Genomic DNA, 17,156 nt, shown 5'->3' with positions numbered 1-17,156 from the left:
GGTCACGCAGCCGGACCGTTATGGGGCGGCCGTCGGCGCAGGCGTCTGCGCGTGCATCCATTCCGGTTTCTGGAACTGACTGAACATCGTCGCCGGGTTATCGATAACCGCCGCATAGGCCGGCGACTCGACGGCGGCTTTGATGTCCTTCACGAACGGTTTATCCACGTCCGCCGTCCGAACGGCAATCACGTTCTTGAGGTTTTCATCCAGCGTCTCCTGCTTCAGCGCAGAAGAGAGTTTCAGTCCGGCGGAAATGGCGAAGTTACCGTTGATCAACGAGGCCGTCACGCTATCCAGCGTGCGGGGCAGCTGAGCGGCTTCAAGCGGTTTGAACACCAGCCCTCGCGGGTTGCCCACGATATCTTTTTCCGACGCTTTGGTCGGATCGATGTCCGGCTTGATGGTAATCAGCCCCAGCGACTGTAGGAAACGCAGGCCTCGGGCCAGGTTGGTGGGATCGTTGGATAACGTCACGATGTCGCCTTTCTTCAGTTGATCCAACGAGGTGATTTTGCGCGAATAGAAACCCATGCTGGCGGTCGGCACCGCGATCAGTCGGGTCAGTTTCAGACCTTTATCCGCCGCGAACTTGTCCAGATAAAGAGTATGCTGAAACAGGTTGGCGTCGATGCTGCCGTTCGACAACGCGAGGTTCGGCTGCACGTAGTCGCTGAATTCACGCACCACGACTTTGTAGCCTTTCTGCGTCAGCTCCGGTTTGATGGCCTGTTTAACCATATCGCCGTAGGGGCCAGGCGCGACGCCGAATACGATGGTGTGTGCGTCACTCTGAGCGAAAGCGCCGTGAATACCCGAGGCCAACAGCGCGGCGGCAAACGTCGCTCGCATAGCATGCGAAAATGTCATAATACCCTTCCTGTCTGAGTCATTGTTGTCATTGGTTATCATGATTATTAGGGGAATCAGCGTAATAAATAAATAATAAAAAACCCTATGATTATACCGGCATAACGAGGGACCTGTTTTTGGCGCTTGGCCACCTGGTCTCATCGACCTTGATGGTCAAAACGTAACAGAAGGATAAACACAATGCTAACCCTGTGGGGACGCGAGAACTCGACGAACGTGAAGAAGGTACTTTGGTGCGCGGAGGAGCTGGGACTGACATACCAGCACATTCCGCTGGGTGGGACTTTCGGGGGTAATCACGATCCCGACTATCTGGCGCTGAATCCCAACGGACTGATCCCCTGCCTGCGGGACGATGAGCTGGTGCTGTGGGAGTCCAACAGCATCGTGCGTTATCTGGCGGCACAGTATGGACAAGGTTCTCTCTATCTGGCCGACCCGAAAGCGCGCGCGGAAGCGGAAAAATGGATGGACTGGGCGCTTTCTTTTGCGGCGTTTTTTGGCCCTGTCTTCATCAATATGATCCGCACGCCTCCCGCCCAGCGCGATAAGGCCGCCGTGGAAGCCCATATTGACCGTTGCGAATCGCTGCTGAGCATTGCCGATAGCGCACTGGCGACTCAGCCCTGGTTATCCGGAGAGCACTTCGGCGTCGGCGATATCCCGCTGGGCTGCATCGCCTACGGCTGGTTCGGCATGCCCATCACACGCCAGCCTCGTCCCCATCTGGAGCGCTGGTACCAGCAATTGACGACGCGTCCGGCGTTCAAAAGCAAAGTCATGATCCCCCTCAGCTAAACGCCCCGATCCGCCGTCAAGATTGGCGGCCGGATCTGTTTCCTGCCGTTGATTCAGGTATAATCCGCCGACTTTTCCCGTACAACCCGATGTATGAGACGCTATGACTGTTAACACCTTCGATCCTTCGCAGACCACCACGCTGGCGGCCCCGGAGAAAACGCTGGCCCGGCAAAAGAATGGCGGCGACAAGCCGCAGGGCAATAAAATTGGTTTTGTCAGCCTGGGCTGCCCCAAAAACCTGGTGGACTCCGAACGCATTCTCACGGAGCTGCGCACCGAAGGGTATCAGGTCGTACCGAGCTATCACGACGCCGATCTGGTGATCGTCAACACCTGCGGCTTCATTGACAGCGCCGTTCAGGAGTCGCTGGAAACCATCGGCGAAGCGCTCAATGAAAACGGTAAAGTCATCGTCACCGGCTGTCTCGGCGCCAAAGAAAATCAAATCCGCGAAGTGCATCCCAACGTGCTGGAGATCAGCGGGCCGCACAGCTACGAGCAGGTGCTATCGCACGTCCATCATTATGTTCCACAGCCGGAACACAACCCATTCACCAGCCTGGTGCCCGAATCCGGCGTGAAGCTGACGCCGCGTCACTATGCCTACCTTAAGATCTCAGAAGGCTGCGATCATCGCTGCACCTTCTGCATCATCCCCTCAATGCGCGGAAAACTGGATAGCCGTCCGGTCGGTTCCGTACTGGATGAAGCCAAGCGTCTGGCCGACGCCGGCGTGAAAGAACTGCTGGTCATTTCGCAGGATACCTCCGCCTACGGCACCGACATCAAACACCGCACCGGTTTCTGGAATGGTCAGCCGGTCAAGTCCAGCATGGTCAGCCTGTGCGAGCAGCTGGCGACGCTGGGGATCTGGGTCCGCCTGCACTACGTCTACCCCTACCCACATGTCGACGAGGTCATCCCGTTGATGGCGGAAGGCAAAATTCTGCCGTATCTGGATATTCCGCTTCAGCACGCCAGTCCGAAGGTCCTCAAGCTGATGAAGCGCCCCGGCGCGGTCGAGCGCACGCTGGAACGCATCAAACGCTGGCGCGAACTCTGCCCGGCGCTGACGCTGCGCTCAACCTTCATCGTCGGTTTTCCCGGCGAAACGGAAGAGGATTTTCAGATGCTGCTGGATTTCCTGAAAGAAGCGCAGCTGGATCGCGTGGGCTGCTTCAAGTTCAGTCCGGTGGAAGGCGCCACCGCCAATACGCTGCCCGACCCCGTACCGGAAGAGATTAAAGAGGAGCGCTACCACCGCTTCATGCAGTTGCAGCAGCAGATTTCCGCACAGCGACTACAGGCGAAAATCGGGTTGGCGCTGCCGGTATTAATCGACGAAGTGGATGAAGAAGGCGCCATCGGCCGCAGCATGGCCGACGCCCCGGAAATCGACGGCGCGGTCTATCTGAATGGCGAAACTCGCCTCAAGCCGGGCGATATCGTCACGGTGAAAATTGAACACGCAGACGAATATGACTTGTGGGGCAGCCGGGTCTGATAAGGCCGCACCGGGGAAGACTGTTCCTCCCGTCCCCGGTGTTATTGTCCTTTTGATTGATCCCTTGCACTAAAATTCATCATTAAGCGTTCCGCCGGGACGCTTCGCCTTGCGCGAGCCAGGCAGGTAAAGNAGCCTTGCCGCATGATTTGATTCGTGCTGAGTAAGGCAGACGCATGTGGAAACGCCTGACATTTGGTCTTTTCACCAGCATCCTGGTGCTGGCAGGAGGCGCATTTCTGCTTGATCGCTGCATCAGCTGGCGCACGGCCCCCTACATTTTCGACGACCTGAAAGACCTTCCCGCCCGCCCCGTCGGCGTCGTGCTGGGGACGGCAAAATACTACCGCGCAGGCGGCGTTAACCAATATTATCTGTTCCGCATTCAGGGCGCGCTTAACGCCTATAACAGCGGGAAAGTCAGTTATCTGCTCCTCAGCGGCGACAACGCGCAGCATAGCTATAACGAGCCGATGACAATGCGGCGGGATCTCATTTCCGCAGGCGTAGCGCCGATGGATATCGTGCTCGACTACGCGGGTTTCCGCACGCTAGACTCGATTGTTCGCACCCGCAAAGTATTCGACACCAATGACTTCACCATCATCACCCAGCGCTTCCACTGTGAACGCGCGTTGTTTATTGCGCTGCATCTGGGTATTCAGGCCCAGTGTTATGCGGTGCCGTCGCCTAAGGATATTTGGATGGTAAGGATTCGGGAGTTCGGCGCCCGTCTGGGCACGTTGTTCGATCTGTATATTTTGAAGCGCGAACCACGGTTTCTCGGTCCGATGATCCCGATCCCCGCCCCTCATACGATTTCCGCCGATGAGCCAGGTTATCCGGCCGTGCCGCCCGAGTATCTGCCGGCCTCCCCGACGGAAGCGATCGGCAAGAAGTCCGCCGACGCATTCCATCCTTGAGCAGACCGGATTTATTCGCTGATGGCGACATCGGGCTTGCCCGCGACAAACCGCGTCAGACGACGCCACAACCACTCCATCGGCCCCTGCCGGAAGACCCGCAGCCAGTAATGCGCGAACAGCAGATTGANGAGCCATATCGGCGGCACCAACGCCAACAGCGCCAGCCGGTCGAGCTTCATGAACCAGCCCAGCCTGTAGAACAGCGTGGTGCAGATCAGCGTTTGCAGCAGATAGCTGCTTAGCGCCATCCGCCCGATATCGCTAATCCACTTCGTCAAACGCCAGTGCCGCAGCGTCGGCCAGTAACCATAGCACAGCGCCAGATAGCCGATGGCTTGCAGCGGCGCGCTCAGTTCGCCGGGGATCTGCAACAACAGTCCGCACCAGCGATACTCCCAGTTCAGATGCCACTGCGCCGCCACGCCCGCACTGTCGATGATCAGCGCGGGGACCAGCAACACCAACGCGACTTTACGATAGTGGCTCAGGCTGAATTCGCCCTTCAGCCACCCGCTGCGCATTAGCGCGCCGCCAAGCAGCATCGCCCCACAAAGCAGCCAACCGTACTGCACGCCCATCGACAACAGGCTTTGGCTTAGCATTGAGAGGCGATTGCTCCAGGCTTCCGGGCCGCCGGTCACCAACCAGTGCGCCTCATAGGCGAGATCGGCGGGACCCGGTTGCCAAAATCGGCCGCCGGTTTGGCTCAGTAGTTGGCTCAACACCACCAGTATGGCGATGCCCGCCAGATACATGATCGTCCCTGCGCGCAGCAACATGCTGGGGCTGTCAGCCATCCGCAGCATGCCGCAACACACCAGACCAATTAGCCCGTAATCCAGCAGAATGTCGCCATCCCAGAAGAAAAGGCTGTGAATCAGGCCGAAGATCATCAACCAGAACAGTCGTGCGTGGATCCAGCTCCGCCCTCTCGGCTGTAACAGTTGTAAGCTTGCGCCGAACAGCAAGGCAAACATAGTCAGAAATTTCCCCTGCACAAAAATATCCATGATCGCCCAGGTCCAGGCATCGCGCACAGAGGGCAGACCATTATAGGCGGGATTGAGGTAGGCGGCTTCGGGCAAACCAAAGGCGGAAACGTTCATCAGCAGAATGCCAAGCAACGCCACGCCGCGGACAAAATCCAACGTGGCGATGCGGGGTTGTTGTACTCGGGATGGAGTGACCATAGGCGTAAAGGTAGCTCGCAGTCTAAGTAAATCTAGGGATTGTTCGGTTCATAAATTGTAATGACTGATAGCCTAAAAACCTACGGTTTTACCACCAGGGGCAAAGGGATAGCGCAAACGAAGGGAAAAGAGCGGTGTGAGGGATGCAAAACAACCGGCGTCTTTGCACAGACGCCGGTGAGTTTTTCTGCGAACCATTAGTTGTGATGGCGCACCGCGCGCAGGAACTCCTGACGCGTATTTTGGCTGGACTTGAACAGACCGCCCAGCGACGTGGTGGTAGTGGCGCTGGTGGCGTCGCGGATACCGCGCGCTTTGACGCAGTAATGCACAGCATCGATAGAAACGGCGACGTTATTGGTGCCTAACAGTGTTTGCAGCGCGATCAAAATTTGCTGGGTCAGACGCTCCTGTACCTGCGGACGCTGAGCGAAAAATTGCACGATGCGGTTGATCTTGGACAGGCCGATGACGCCATCTTTAGGGATATAGGCGACTGTCGCTTTGCCGTCGATGGTCACAAAGTGATGCTCGCAGGTGCTGGTCAGCGTGATATCGCGCACCGTCNCCATCTCATCCACTTTCATCTTGTTTTGAATGATGGTGATTTTGGGGAAGTTGGTGTAATCCAGACCAGCGAAAATCTCTTCGACATACATCTTGGCGATACGGTGCGGCGTTTCTGTCAGGCTGTCGTCCGTCAAATCCAGACTGAGCAGATTCATGATTTCCGTCATGTGTTCCGCGATGCGGCTTTTCCGGGTTTCCCGGTCCAGCATTTCCCCGCGCAGCGGCGTTTCCAGTCCGCGCGCCAACAGCGCTTCATGTACCAGGGCGGCTTCTTGGGTCAAAGGTGATGACATTATCGTTCTCCAGCAGGTGTGACTTTATGCGGCGCCATACCGTCTTCAGGCGTTGCCCGCAACAGGCCGTGGAATTGACGACTGCACACACGATCAATACAGTGCCACTGACGGATGCACCCTGCGCGAAAGCGCGCAATTTAACGAGGGACACAGCCTAATGGAGAGTTAGGCGATGATCCAGTGATTGTGTATCGTGATTGATGAAATTGCTGCAAGCAATGAAGGGTGACGACCGCCAACAGGGGAACAACGGTTATCCGGCTCGTTGTAAATAGCCGAATAACCGGGTGCGCGATGTTTAGAATTTTTCCCAGCCGTCATCGCTGTTCGTTCGCGTCGCGGTCAGAAGTTTCACCGCTGATGTTGGTGTCGATTTTACCGTCGGGATGCGGGTTGTCGAATTAGGACAATCGTCATCTTCTAACTGGAAGAGATCGACCACCTTCGCCAGATCGTGCGACTGCTGATCCAACTGCGTGACGGCCGCGGTCGACTCTTGCACCAGCGCGGCATTTTGTTGCGTCACGCCGTCCAGTTCATGTACGGCCTGGCCGACCTGAGTAATCCCCTGAGTTTGCTCGTCGGTGGCGGCATTGATTTCGCCGATCAGATCGCTGACGTGGGCAATCGCCGTGATGATGGTTTGCATCGCCTCGGCAGACTGCTGCACCTGCTTGTCCCCCACCTGCACATTCACTTCCGACTCTGCGATTAACTCCGCGATCTCCTTCGCGGCCTGGGCGCTGCGCTGCGCGAGACTGCGAACCTCACTCGCCACGACGGCGAATCCCCGTCCCTGCTCGCCGCCGCGCGCGGCTTCCACCGCCGCATTCAACGCCAGAATGTTGGTCTGGAACGCAATGCCGTTAATCACGTTGGTAATGTCTGAAATTTTACTGGAGCTGGAGGTGATTTTCGCCATCGTCTTGGCAACGTTGCTGCTGATTTCGCCCCCTTTCTTGGCCACGCCTGCGGCGTCCTGCGCCAGAAGACGCGCTTGATGCACATTCTCCGCATTGTGTTTTACGGTCGAGCTTAGCTGTTCCATGCTGGCCGCCGTCTCCTGCAACGCCGCCGCCTGTTGTTCTGTACGCCGAGACAAGTCGTCGCTACCCACTCTGATTTCCGATGTTCCATGGTCAATGGAACGGGNGGTATCGCGAATAGCGGTCACAGTATCGCGCAGTCGCGATTGCAAAAGTTTGATGTCCGGGATTAACCGACCGGCGCAGTTGCGTCCGAACTCAATCAGTTCGCAACCCAGACGCCCTGCCGTCAGCTGCGCCAGATGCGATTTGATCACCTCAATCGGCTTGACCAGATAGTTGCGCAGATAATATTCGGTAAAGATCAGCACCATGATCCCGGCCAGCAGCACGATGATAATCGTATTGCGGTTGCGAACGTTATGTTCATTGATGGAAGGAATGATTTTGGAGGCCGACATCTCGTCGCTGTATTTTTTCAGCTCATCGCTGAACGTCCAAGCCATCGGCGGAAACACTTCGCGGAACAGCGTGCGGAAACTTGAGATATCGTTGCGCTGAAGTGCGGCATTCATGGGGTCTACCGCATCCGTGATCACCTTTTCCCAGGTGGTGTAAACTCCGCTTGACGTGGTGGGTTCAATCCCGAGGTGTTGGGAATTTTTGAAGTTCTCAAGCGCTGTTTTCGTATTCTGAATAGCGGCCTGCGCCATATCCATCGTTTTTTTAGCGTTAACCTGATCGTTATCCTGCATATAATCCATCGCGCGTTCCAAACGGATCACGGCGCGAAAATATTGGTCATTGCCGTAAATTAAAAAGGAGTAATCTTTTTTCTGCTCCTCGCCCTGCGTCAGTAAATTCGTCGCTTGATTCAGAGAATAAATACTAAATCCAGACGCGATACCCCATATCACGATCAGTGTGCCCACAATGGCTAATACCATCGCATGTATGCTGATGTTTTTCAGAAAATGCATATCCCACCCCATGAGAGTCTTTAATAGGTCCGCGCCCTGACGCGAACAATATTCTTTCTTTTCGTTAAACGAATGTACCGCGATGATTAACCCGGTTAAGACACGTCAAGCGCCGCCCTGCTGCATGCCTTAACTATCTGATTTAACCCCCATCTGAGAAATACGTCCAGGCGTGAACGGCGATGGGACAACCGTCTCAGACACCTGCCGGGTTTTAGTGCACTAAGTATAGGCATGGATATAAAAAGGGGTATTCATCGCCACGCTTTTATCCAAAGCGATAATGAGAGCTGCGAAAAACGACTATTTTTCGCTGTACGGTTTTTTGCCGTCAGCGTTATATGGCGAGCACGGAAAGATAGAGAGGAATAAAGAAACGCACTGGTGAAACCAGNGCGCTTAACGGTACAGATTAACAACCAAAATTAAAACTGCTCCCAGTCGTCATGATTGTTTTGCGTCTTGCTGGCGACGGGTATTGCAACCAATGCCGGCGTTTGGCTCAGCGCTGGGCGTTTTAGCGCCTGACCGTTTGGGACGCGACCCGAGGCCGGACGCGCTTCGTTATCCAGTTTGAAGACCGCCACGGCATCGGTCAGATGACGCGCCTGTTCCTCCAGAGATCCTGCGGCGGCGGTGGCTTCCTGCNCCAGCGCGGCATTTTGCTGAGTCACCCCATCCATTTGCGTCACCGCCGTGCCGACCTGCTCGATACCGCGGCTCTGCTCATCTGAAGCCGAGGCGATTTCCCCAATCAGGTCGTTGACGTGGGTAATCGAGGTAATAATGGTGCCCATCGCTTCGCCGGCTTTCTTCACCTGGCTGGAACCGATATCGATACGCGATACGGATTCGGCGATCAGACTTTCAATCTCTTTGGCCGCCTGAGCGCTACGCTGCGCCAGATTGCGGACTTCCCCCGCTACTACGGCGAAACCACGCCCTTGTTCACCGGCTCTGGCCGCTTCCACCGCCGCATTCAACGCCAAAATATTGGTCTGGAACGCGATGCCGTTGATGACGCTGGTGATATCCGCAATCTTCCGGGAACTGGTCGTAATGTCATCCATCGTCCCCACGACTTCATCCGTGATCTCGCCGCCTTTGCGCGCGACGATAGACGCTTCTTGCGCCAATTTGCTGGCCTGATGGACGTTTTCGGCGTTCATTTTCACGGTCGAACTAAGCTCTTCCATGCTGGCCGCCGTTTCCTGCAACGCGGCGGCCTGCTGTTCGGTACGCGCGGACAGATCGTTGTTGCCCATGCGAATCTCGCTGGAGCCTTGATGAATGGAGAAGGCGCTATCGCGGATAGTGCTCACTGTTGACCGCAGGCTGTTTTGCAAAAAGGTTACGTGCGGGAACAGCTGACCGGCGCAGTTGCGGCCAAACTCAGTCAAATGGTGGCTCAGTTGACCTTCGCTCAAACGTTCAAGGTGCGACTTCAGCTGATTGATCGGTTTCACCAGATAGTTGACCAGATAACGGTCGCTGGTAATCAGAATGATCAGGCCCAGCACCATCGTCACGATCAGTATGCGTTTGTTCATCGAGGTCATCGCATGAACGTCGTCGATAGCTCGGTTGCCCTGCAACACCTCGGCAAAGTGATCCGAATTAGCCGCAAAGCTGACGCTCAGGGAAGGATACGTCACGCGGTAAATCTGCCGGAATTCGTCGATACGGCCAGCCTGCAATGCGGCGAACATAGGGTTAATTCCAGACTCGATAAGCGAAGACCAGGTAGATGCGGTCTGAGTAAACAACGCGGGGTCCACGTCAAGCGGATCGCTTTGGCGGAACTGGTCCAGCGCACCCTGGGTGCTTTTTATGGCAGCGCCGGCTGAATCCAGCAGGGTTTTCGCGGTTGCCGCATCACCCAGCTGCACATAATCAGCGCTTCTCAGCATACGCGTCACGGCACGAAAATAGTGATCGCCCCCTTTCACCAGTAACAGATAGCTTTTTTTCTGCGACTGATTGACCTCAAGCAGAGACTCCATTTTATTGAATTCTGAAACGGTAAATAAGGATACACCGACCCAAAGGACAAGGAATATACCCAGTATGATTAACATCATAGCCCTGATAGTGACATTCTTCAGAAAGCTCATAAATAAACTCCGTATGTTTTACTAACGATTTCATGACCGTACTGATAAACAACACGGGCTATTAATCTGTAAAACGTTATTTTATTAAAAGGAATGACAGGTGCTGTATGTTGTCGCTTGCTGGCGAGGTCGCCTGGCCGTTCCATTTTTCCTTAAATGGACCATACAAGTAACAAATGACGCGGCTAGTATATATCGACCTAGCGATTAGGTTAGTTATTATTTTTGATAGTATTATCAATGATGAAAAAGGATATGAAGGTGGAGGTCAATTGCAGAATTCTCGTGCTGAAACGGGGGTCTTGATACTATTTTTATTCATTATTGAAAAAACAAATACTTACTACCGGTGAATTAAAAGGATAGATTTCCACTTTAGATTAATTTGACCGGTATTTTATGCATTGCGCTTATTACGCACGAGATAAATCCACGGAGTTAGAATTCGCTGAAATAGGTAAAGATAATCACTCACGTTACTGGTATTTTTATCAATCCTCGTAAGATTAACGCGCTACAGCTTATCGCTTCGGAGTGTTTAGTGTTCTCGCCCTATTAATAAAGTCGCAACGTGCCCAGAACCAACCCATGGACTTAATCTTTAACCCACGGCCATTGAAATAAAGACCGTGTCCTATGATGGCGGAAATAAAACGAAGGGGGGAATAGAGGGGATTAACGCGTAGGCTCGTCGTCTGCAATGGTCACGCCCAGATCGGCGATCAACGCCGTCATAATGTCGGATATACGACCTTCGTTACGTTTATAGTAGGTCCAGATGCCGACCTTGGTGGCTTCAACCACGCCCAGTTCCTGCAAACTTTTGAGGCATAGCGAGGTGGCTGGCTGCGATAAGCCCGCTTTTTTCTGAATCAGACTCGCGCATACGCCATATCGCTGATAGTCGTAGAGCTGCGTCTCATCGGCGAATGCGGTATCGGGGTCTTTCAGCCAGGCCAGAATAGCTCTGCGCGTAGGATGAGAAAAAGCCTTGAGCGCCTCATTTAAGCCCATAATTCGTTCACCTTGTTGTCATAGTCAGCGGCATCTCATCAGATGCCGCCCGCTTAATTACTCTTAGCTCGACGGATAGTCAATATAACCTTTATCCGTTCCACCATATAGCGTGCCTGCATCGACGGCATTTAATGCCAATCCATGCCGGATACGGTGCGGCAAATCCGGGTTGGCGATAAAGGTACGGCCGAAGCCGAACAGATCGCCGTATCCCTTCGCCAACATACGTTCCGCTTTTTGTTGGGTGTATTTCCCTGCATACATGATTACGCCCAAGAAGGTTTCGCGCAGCGCCTGACGGAACGTTTCCGGCAACTCGGGATTGTTCTCCCAATCGGCTTCGGCGATAGACAGATAGGCGATCCCCATTGACTGCAGCATGGCCGCCGCTGACACATAGGTGTGGTGCGGATCGTTTTCCACCAGCCCCAGATACACGCGCTCTTCATCTGTGGTTTCGAACAGCGGCGCAAAACGCACGCCGACCCGTGACGCGCCGAAAACGTCGATGACGGCTTCGGTCACTTCTTTCAGGAACCGCAAACGGTTGGTCAGCGAGCCGCCGTACTCATCGGTACGCTGGTTGGTATGGTGAGAGATGAACTGATTGATCAGGTAACCATTGGCGGCATGCAGTTCGACGCCGTCGAAGCCCGCGTCCCGCGCATTTTCAGCTGCTTTGCGATACTGCTGCACTAGCGCCTTGACTTCATCCGTCGACAGGGCGCGGGGCATACTGGGATCCGCCAGCGTGCCGGTGCCCGGCCCGGTTTCAATAAAGACTTTGACATTTTCGGCCCGCAGTGCAGACGGAGCGACCGGCGCTGCGTCACCCGGCTGTAGCGACGTATGGGAAACGCGGCCCACGTGCCATAGCTGGCAAAAAATCACGCCGCCCTCTTCATGCACCGCGTCGGTCACCTTACGCCAGCCCGCCACCTGCTCCGCATTGTAAATACCGGGCGTCCAGGCATAGCCCTGCCCTTGAGGTTCAATCTGGCTGCCTTCCGTCACCATAAAGCCGGCGGTGGCGCGCTGGCGGTAGTAGGTTGCCATCAGGTCGTTGGGGATATCGCCGGGCTGGGTGCTGCGGGAGCGGGTCAGCGGCGGCAGGGCAATACGGTTGCGTAGCGTGAGATCACCCAAGTTCAGGGGAGTAAACAGTGAATGTTCAGACATCATTTTTTTCCAATATCGTTGAAAGAAGTTCGCCACCCTAACACATTTATAGATTTAAATGTAATGATATGACGCCATCTTTTTCACCTTTTGCCTCCCGCCTCGAATTTGGCAATGTATCCTAAATAGTTAAGAAACATTGCAACCATGTAAATCAATCTATACTATTCAGTTTATCAAAACCAATTGGATAGACTTGTTCACGAATAGAGAATATGGACCTTACCCAACTCCGCATGTTTTGTCTGGTTGCCGATAGCGGCTCCATGGCTCGCGCCGCCGAGCAACTACAGCGGGTTCCTTCTAATCTGACAACGCGGTTACGTCAGTTGGAGTTAGAACTCGGCACCGATCTGTTCATCCGCGAAAAACAACGCCTGCGGCTATCGCCAGCCGGACACAATTTTCTTGGGTACGCCCGCAAAATTCTCGCGTTGAGCGATGAAGCGTTAACGATGAGTCACAGCGGCGCGCCAGGGGGGCAGTTAGTGTTGGGCACAGAAGAACCCGCCGCCCTGCTGTGGTTGCCCGAGCTATTGGCACAATTTCACTCTCGATTCCCACAGGTGGCGATCTCGCTGAAATGCGCCGCCGGATCGCAATTGTTGGATGAAGTCAGTCACGGCGATCTGGCCGCCGCGCTGGTCAGTTGTCCCATCGATAACGAAGCGCTACACCACTGTCGGATAGTGAGCGATCGCCTGGTACTCATTACCTCTCGCCAACACCCGGCGGTGAATCAGGCCAAAGATTTGGACGGCGCAGTGATCCTGCAAGCCGCCGATGCCAGCGATTACCGGTCTCGTCTCACCGACTGGAGCCGCGGTCAGAGCACGCTATCAGGCCCGTGGAACACAGTGAACTCGCTCAGCACGCTGGTGGCGAGCGTCGCCGGCGGGACCGGAGCGGCATTTCTGCCTCAGTCTGTATTGAACGCGATCCCCGGCGGCAGCCAGGTTCAGGTCCATTTGCTTCCTGAGACGGTCGCCGATATCGCCGTCGAACTGGTATGGCGTCGGGATGCGTTTGGTCCCAACGTCGAAGCCTTGAAAAAACTGATGATTAAACGATTCTCATAGTAAGCCTTTTCGCGAGGTCGCTGGGCGACCTCATCGTGACCCATAACGACCCCGTGAAATTACCGCGGGTCATTGATACAGGAATTCACCATGCAAACCATTAAAACCCGTGCCGCCGTCGCCTGGGGCCCCAACCAGCCATTGTCCATTGAAGAAGTCGATTTGATGCCGCCGCAAAAAGGCGAAGTCCTGGTCCGCATCATCGCCAGCGGCGTTTGCCACACCGACGCCTATACCCTGTCCGGTAAAGATCCCGAAGGCGTGTTCCCGGCGATCCTTGGTCACGAGGGCGCAGGGATCGTCGAAGCCGTCGGCGAAGGCGTCACCAGCGTCGCCGTCGGCGATCATGTCATTCCGCTCTACACGCCGGAATGCGGAGAATGTAAGTTCTGTCGTTCGGGCAAAACCAACCTGTGCCAGGCAATTCGCACGACGCAGGGCAAGGGCCTAATGCCGGACGGCACCACGCGATTCTCGAAAGACGGCCAGCCCATTTTCCATTACATGGGAACGTCGACCTTCGCCGAACACACCGTGGTTCCGGAAATTTCGCTGGCGAAAATCAGCCCTGAAGCACCGCTGGAAGAAGTCTGCCTGCTGGGTTGTGGTGTCACGACCGGCATGGGCGCCGTCACCAATACGGCGAAAGTTCAGCCAGGTGACACCGTGGCGGTATTCGGTCTGGGCGGCATCGGCCTCTCTGCCATTATCGGGGCGAAAATGGCTGGCGCGGGACGAATCATTGGCATCGACATCAACACCAGCAAGTTCGAGCTGGCGCGTAAACTGGGCGCGACGGAACTGGTGAACCCGAAAGAGTATGACAAACCGATTCAGGACGTCATCGTCGAGATGACCGACGGCGGCGTCGATTACTCCTTCGAGTGCATTGGCAACGTAAATGTCATGCGTTCGGCGCTGGAGTGCTGCCATAAAGGCTGGGGTGAATCCGTGATCATCGGCGTCGCCGGGGCGGGCGAAGAGATCTCAACCCGTCCGTTCCAGTTAGTGACCGGTCGAGTATGGCGAGGCTCCGCCTTCGGCGGCGTAAAAGGCCGCAGCCAGCTGCCGGATATCGTGCAGCGCTATCTGAATGGCGAATTCCCGCTGACCGACTTCATCACTCATACGATGAAGCTGGAAGACATCAACGACGCCTTCGACTTGATGCATGAAGGTAAGTCTATTCGTACCGTGATTCACTTTAATTAAGCTGAGGTCGCCCCATCATGACTGCGCCACTGGAACTTCTTGAGCAACACCGCCTGTTCGGCGGCTGGCAACAGCGTTACCGTCACACCTCTGCCGTTTTGCAGTGCGAGATGACGTTTAGCCTTTATCTGCCGCCGACGGCGGATAATACGCCACCGCCGGTGCTGTACTGGCTGTCTGGATTGACCTGCACCGATGAAAACTTCGCGGTCAAATCCGGAGCGCAGCGCGTCGCGGCCGAGCTAGGATTGGCGCTGGTCATCCCGGACACCAGCCCCCGCGGCGAGGCGGTCGCCGACGACAGCGGGTACGATTTGGGTCAGGGCGCAGGTTTTTACGTTAACGCGACCGAAGCGCCGTGGGCATCGCACTACCGGATGTTCGACTACCTCAGTGATGAACTGCCGGCGCTGATTCAGCAGCATGTCAACGTCAGCGACCGTCAGTCCATCAGCGGTCATTCGATGGGCGGCCACGGCGCGCTGATGCTCGCGCTGCGCCATCCGGGACGCTATCGTTCGGCGTCGGCTTTCGCGCCTATCGTCAACCCCAGCGCGGTGCCCTGGGGGCGCAAAGCCTTCAGCGCCTATCTGGGTCAGGACGAAAAGCGGTGGCGCGACTACGACAGTTGCCACCTGCTGGCCACCAGCGAGCATCCGCTGCCGATACTGATCGATCAGGGCGAGGACGACCCGTTCCTGCCTGAGCAGCTACAGCCGCAGGCGCTGGAAGCGATCGCCCGCCAGCGACAGTGGCCGCTGACGCTGCGCATGCAGCCGGGCTATGATCACAGCTATTTTTTCATCGCCAGCTTCATCGAAGATCACCTGCGTTTCCACGGGAAATTCTTGCAGCAATAAGGTCAGAGGGGTTTAATACCTGCACGGGCACAGACAGGCTTAGCTGTTCTGAGGTCTGGCGGCGTCAGGCCGATTTTCCGGATCCCAGCGCTCTGCCTTGCAGGCCCGTTCCGTAGATAAAATAAGACACACACAGTCACAGCATTGCTGAACGCCCTCGGTTCCAGGCGGTAATGCTGCGCAGCTAACAGGGAGTGACCAATTTGCAACGTAAGCGTGTTTCATCCGCCGATCTGTTTGCCGTCGGCTACGATGCTGAGACCAGCATTCTCGAAATCGAATTTCTTAATGGAAGCCTGTACCAGTATCGAGGCGTCGCGCGCATGATCTATGAAGAGCTACTCGCCTCGAACTCAAAAGGCAGCTATTACTCTCGCTACATCAAAAACTCATTTCCCTACGAAAAACTGCAGTAATCATTCAGGGCGGGAAACCGCCCTGCCTTCATTAATCTCACCCGTTCCCGGACTCCACCCGCCTGAACGCCATCAGCAGACGCGCCTCATCCAGCGCCACGGGTACATAGTAGATGGATTCGCCCGGCTGTAGCGTACGAGCGACAATCGCGTTCATCGCCGCCGTGTCGTTAATGTCTATCGCCAGATCGGCCAGCGTGGTGGGCAACCCCATCAGACGAAACGCCGCGCTAAGCTCAAGCAACGCATCGGTATCATCCAACAGCGCGCACTGCACCAGAATGCCGTAGGCCACCTTGGTGCCATGAAGAAAACGCTCCGTGTGCGGCAACACCGTCAGACCATTATGCACCGCATGCGCCGCCGCCACGCGCGTGTAGCGCTCGCCCAAACCGCCGACCATCCCGCCGCCGGCGATAATCGCTTCGACCACGTCCAGAAAGTTCTGATTGATCGTTCCCGATTCAACCGCCTTCAGCGCGGCTTCGCTTTGTCGCAGCAACACGTTGCGAATGTCCAATGCCGTCTGCAACCCCAGCCGAACGGTCAGCGGCAGCGTTTCCGGGCGGGGGCTGAGCACCACGGCTTCGTACCACTTGGCGAGCGTATCGCCGATACCGGCCAGCAGATAGTCCACCGGGGCAGACAGGATAATACGCGGCTCCACCAAGACCATGTGGTTGGCGTCTTCGAAAATTTCGAACCGTAACGCCTGTCCCTCATCGTTATACCAGACGGACAGCGGCGTCCACGCCGCGCAGGTCGCCGCGATAGTCGGGATCGCCACCAGCGGTACACCCAGACGCCGCGCCACCACTTTAGCGGTATCCAGCACCGCCCCGCCGCCGACGCCGATAACGACAGTACGATCGTCGCCCGCCAAGGTGACTAATCTCTCGACCTCGCTTTCACTGCAATGTGCGGCAAACTGCGCCTGTTTCACGCTCTCCGCCGCAATTTCGGCGGGCAAATATGGCTTTGCGGCGTTCAACGCACGCTCGCCGTGGATCCATAGCGCCCGTTCAAGCATCGGCGTAGGATAGAATTCAGTCAGCTTGTCGATAGCCCCTGGAAAGGAAAAATAATTCGCCGGCCCAACCTGGACGCGGATAGGTGTTGTGCTCATTATCGGTTATTCCTTGCGTTACAGCGT

General features: G+C 55.7%; 15 protein-coding genes. 7 read left to right on the top strand and 8 right to left on the bottom strand.

All coding sequences use genetic code 11. From position 1 onward, the window contains the following. Nucleotides 1-18 precede the first annotated feature (18 nt). Nucleotides 19-870, bottom strand: coding sequence for a MetQ/NlpA family ABC transporter substrate-binding protein (locus RZ35_RS11380; RefSeq protein ID WP_026743419.1), 852 nt, complete (start codon nt 868-870; stop codon nt 19-21). A 183-nt stretch (nt 871-1,053) separates the two neighbouring features. Between RZ35_RS11380 and RZ35_RS11375 the strand changes: the two genes are divergently transcribed. From RZ35_RS11375 to sanA, 3 genes are all read left to right on the top strand, one after another. Continuing rightward, nucleotides 1,054-1,671, top strand: a complete 618-nt coding sequence (locus RZ35_RS11375; protein WP_026743418.1) for a glutathione S-transferase family protein — start codon at nt 1,054-1,056, stop codon at nt 1,669-1,671. A 103-nt stretch (nt 1,672-1,774) separates the two neighbouring features. After that, the gene (gene rimO, locus RZ35_RS11370) at nt 1,775-3,178 is read left to right on the top strand and encodes a 30S ribosomal protein S12 methylthiotransferase RimO (protein ID WP_235195110.1); all 1,404 of its coding nucleotides are present in this window, start codon (nt 1,775-1,777) and stop codon (nt 3,176-3,178) included. Nucleotides 3,179-3,354: 176 nt separating this feature from the next. Further along, nucleotides 3,355-4,101 carry an outer membrane permeability protein SanA gene (gene sanA, locus RZ35_RS11365; protein ID WP_051625559.1) on the top strand — a complete coding sequence of 249 codons (747 nt, stop codon included), beginning with the start codon at nt 3,355-3,357 and terminating at the stop codon, nt 4,099-4,101. A gap of 11 nt (nt 4,102-4,112) precedes the next feature. Here sanA and yeiB read toward each other — a convergent pair whose 3' ends face one another. From yeiB to RZ35_RS11335, 6 genes are all read right to left on the bottom strand, one after another. Further along, nucleotides 4,113-5,294, bottom strand: coding sequence for a DUF418 domain-containing protein YeiB (gene yeiB / locus RZ35_RS11360; RefSeq protein ID WP_026743416.1), 1,182 nt, complete (start codon nt 5,292-5,294; stop codon nt 4,113-4,115). A 197-nt stretch (nt 5,295-5,491) separates the two neighbouring features. Then, nucleotides 5,492-6,157 carry a GTP cyclohydrolase I FolE gene (gene folE / locus RZ35_RS11355; protein ID WP_026743415.1) on the bottom strand — a complete coding sequence of 222 codons (666 nt, stop codon included), beginning with the start codon at nt 6,155-6,157 and terminating at the stop codon, nt 5,492-5,494. 301 nt (nt 6,158-6,458) lie between these two features. Further along, entirely contained in the window at nt 6,459-8,126 is a 1,668-nt protein-coding gene (locus tag RZ35_RS11350; RefSeq protein ID WP_026743414.1) for a methyl-accepting chemotaxis protein, read from the bottom strand. Between the two features lie 425 nt (nt 8,127-8,551). Continuing rightward, nucleotides 8,552-10,240, bottom strand: coding sequence for a methyl-accepting chemotaxis protein (locus RZ35_RS11345; RefSeq protein WP_026743413.1), 1,689 nt, complete (start codon nt 10,238-10,240; stop codon nt 8,552-8,554). Between the two features lie 675 nt (nt 10,241-10,915). Then, complete coding sequence (locus tag RZ35_RS11340) at nt 10,916-11,254, bottom strand: ArsR/SmtB family transcription factor (protein WP_026743412.1); 339 nt, start codon at nt 11,252-11,254, stop codon at nt 10,916-10,918. Nucleotides 11,255-11,317: 63 nt separating this feature from the next. Next, nucleotides 11,318-12,436, bottom strand: a complete 1,119-nt coding sequence (locus tag RZ35_RS11335; protein WP_026743411.1) for an alkene reductase — start codon at nt 12,434-12,436, stop codon at nt 11,318-11,320. A 215-nt stretch (nt 12,437-12,651) separates the two neighbouring features. On the opposite strand from RZ35_RS11335, the gene RZ35_RS11330 reads away from it, so the two are divergent. The 4 genes from RZ35_RS11330 to RZ35_RS11315 all read left to right on the top strand — a co-directional run bounded on the left by RZ35_RS11330 (nt 12,652) and on the right by RZ35_RS11315 (nt 16,003). Next, the gene (locus RZ35_RS11330; protein ID WP_026743410.1) at nt 12,652-13,515 is read left to right on the top strand and encodes a LysR family transcriptional regulator; all 864 of its coding nucleotides are present in this window, start codon (nt 12,652-12,654) and stop codon (nt 13,513-13,515) included. A 90-nt stretch (nt 13,516-13,605) separates the two neighbouring features. Then, nucleotides 13,606-14,727 carry an S-(hydroxymethyl)glutathione dehydrogenase/class III alcohol dehydrogenase gene (locus tag RZ35_RS11325; protein WP_026743409.1) on the top strand — a complete coding sequence of 374 codons (1,122 nt, stop codon included), beginning with the start codon at nt 13,606-13,608 and terminating at the stop codon, nt 14,725-14,727. A 17-nt stretch (nt 14,728-14,744) separates the two neighbouring features. Next, a complete protein-coding gene (fghA, locus tag RZ35_RS11320) occupies nt 14,745-15,587 on the top strand; it encodes an S-formylglutathione hydrolase (RefSeq protein ID WP_026743408.1) in 843 nt (280 codons plus the stop codon). 203 nt (nt 15,588-15,790) lie between these two features. Beyond that, nucleotides 15,791-16,003: a KTSC domain-containing protein gene (locus tag RZ35_RS11315; RefSeq protein WP_026743407.1), complete on the top strand. Its 213-nt coding sequence runs from the start codon at nt 15,791-15,793 to the stop codon at nt 16,001-16,003. Nucleotides 16,004-16,040: 37 nt separating this feature from the next. Here RZ35_RS11315 and RZ35_RS11310 read toward each other — a convergent pair whose 3' ends face one another. Continuing rightward, a complete protein-coding gene (locus RZ35_RS11310) occupies nt 16,041-17,129 on the bottom strand; it encodes an oxidoreductase (RefSeq protein WP_026743406.1) in 1,089 nt (362 codons plus the stop codon). Nucleotides 17,130-17,156: the final 27 nt, after the last annotated feature.

The organism is Lonsdalea quercina subsp. quercina, assembly GCF_000688655.1.
Lineage (GTDB): Bacteria > Pseudomonadota > Gammaproteobacteria > Enterobacterales > Enterobacteriaceae > Lonsdalea > Lonsdalea quercina.
Note: the sequence above shows the minus strand (reverse complement) of the source record. Positions and strands in the feature narration are given on the sequence as shown.